This is a genomic window from Pseudomonas sp. PME37.24/025 (genome assembly GCF_055556615.1).
On record NZ_JBVHNK010000039.1, the window covers coordinates 1 to 470 of the forward strand.

Genomic DNA, 470 nt, shown 5'->3' on the forward strand with positions numbered 1-470 from the left:
TTTGGCTGGTGGAACCTGAGCTACACCTACAGCCAGAGCGAGTACCGGGCGCTGGGCCAGGCCAACGGCTTCAATTTCAAGCAGAGCGGCGACAGCCAGAATCATCAGTTGCGCCTGGAGCGGGTGATCCATCGCGACTCGGTGAGCAAGACTTCGCTCAACACCGGTCTGGCGTACCTGCGCACCAACAACTTCATTGAAGACAGCAAACTCGCTGAAAGCAGCAATCGCATCAGCGAGGCGCAGTTCGGCATCAACCATGGCCGGCGGATCGGCAATGCCTTCGTCAACCTCGACCTGGGCCTGCAAAACGGCATCGGTGCTCTTGACGCCCAGGGCGATCACGAGCCGGGGCCTGGGCTGCCGGATGCGCGCTATCGCAAATACACCGCCACCCTCAGCTATCTGCAGCCCTTTGTGCTGGGTGGCGAGTCCTTCAGTTTCAGCAGCCTGATGACCGGCCAGCGCAG

General features: G+C 61.1%; 1 protein-coding gene. It reads left to right on the forward strand.

What is annotated here, in order from left to right:
* A partial coding sequence (locus tag ACZ3HH_RS29380; protein ID WP_465810014.1) for a ShlB/FhaC/HecB family hemolysin secretion/activation protein occupies positions 1 to 470 on the forward strand: 470 nt, incomplete at both ends.